This window comes from Luteirhabdus pelagi (genome assembly GCF_016827595.1).
Classification (GTDB): Bacteria; Bacteroidota; Bacteroidia; order Flavobacteriales; family Flavobacteriaceae; genus Luteirhabdus; species Luteirhabdus pelagi.
The window spans coordinates 1-1101 of sequence record NZ_JAECMS010000026.1; the positions used below are offsets into that span (position 1 = coordinate 1).

Sequence of the window (1101 nt, forward strand, 5' to 3'; positions counted from 1 at the left end):
CGGAGGACAACGGGCTGACCATGAGCATGACCGAGCGGTACGACCCCTATGAGAACGCGGTGGCCGAGCGGATAAACGAAACCCTCAAGTATGAATACGGACTCAGACAAACGATCAAAAACACACAACTGGCCAAGAAGATCACAAAAAAGGCTATCTTTATCTACAACAACCGTAGAACGCACTGGAGCCTGAATTTAAGCACGCCACAAAAAGCGCACTTAAACCAGAACATCGACTACGTATCGTATCGAAAAAACAAAGACAAACTGGAATTATTAACCATTTAAACCATCAAAAAATGGTCAACCTATTTCAGGACAAGACAAAAGTATGACCAATAAGGAAAGTATTTTACAAAAATTCAACATGCTAGCACTGAAAAAACCGCTGGGAATTGATGTGATTGATATTAATCCGATTGAATTATATAATGAAACCCAAAATGATGAGAGTCTCAAAGAAAAACTGAACCAATTTGGACAAATTTTTTCGGGACTCGAAGGCTTGAAACAGTTTGTCGTTCCTTATTACAATTCTAATTCAAATAAAATTCATACTTTCAGAGATGCAATTTTCTATAATGAGCTTGTTCAGGTTCAGGTATTCTTTGAGTTCATTAAAGACATTCAAATTGATAGTTCATCTTCACCAAATCTGAATAATATTTTTCAAAATAAAACTAACCAGAGACTAAACAAAATTCGGAATGCTATTGCTCATTTCGACTGGAAGTTGAACGAGGGAAAAATAATCTTCAAAGACAAAAATTTTGAAAGAAAGGAAGACTATTCCGAAATCTCTGAATTTTGTTCACTGTTAAGCATTATTGGAATATTTATGACAAACAACATTAATAAAATTGATTAAAGGGCATACGCACAACAACGTATAACGTGCATAACGTGGATTGAAGGAAGCAAATTGAATTTCGCAAAAACAATGTAGCTTCTTCCCTATCTGAAAAATTAGTAACTTCACAGACCACGTTACGATACGTTATACAAATCCGTTGTGGTGCATTTTGACCCGTCCTGAATAAAGGCTACATAATTTTAAACATTATGTACAAAAATGACAAAATCATCAGACGGTATTCAG

The 1101-nt window shown here is 35.5% G+C and carries 2 protein-coding genes; both read left to right on the plus strand.

Annotation, left to right across the window (positions count from 1 at the left end; genetic code table 11):
* Positions 1 to 290 (plus strand): integrase core domain-containing protein (locus I4Q58_RS15395; RefSeq protein WP_203296800.1); only part of this gene is annotated, 290 nt, incomplete at its 5' end.
* A gap of 43 nt (positions 291 to 333) precedes the next feature.
* Positions 334 to 870, plus strand: coding sequence for a hypothetical protein (locus I4Q58_RS15400; RefSeq protein WP_203296801.1), 537 nt, complete (start codon positions 334 to 336; stop codon positions 868 to 870).
* Positions 871 to 1101 lie beyond the last annotated feature (231 nt).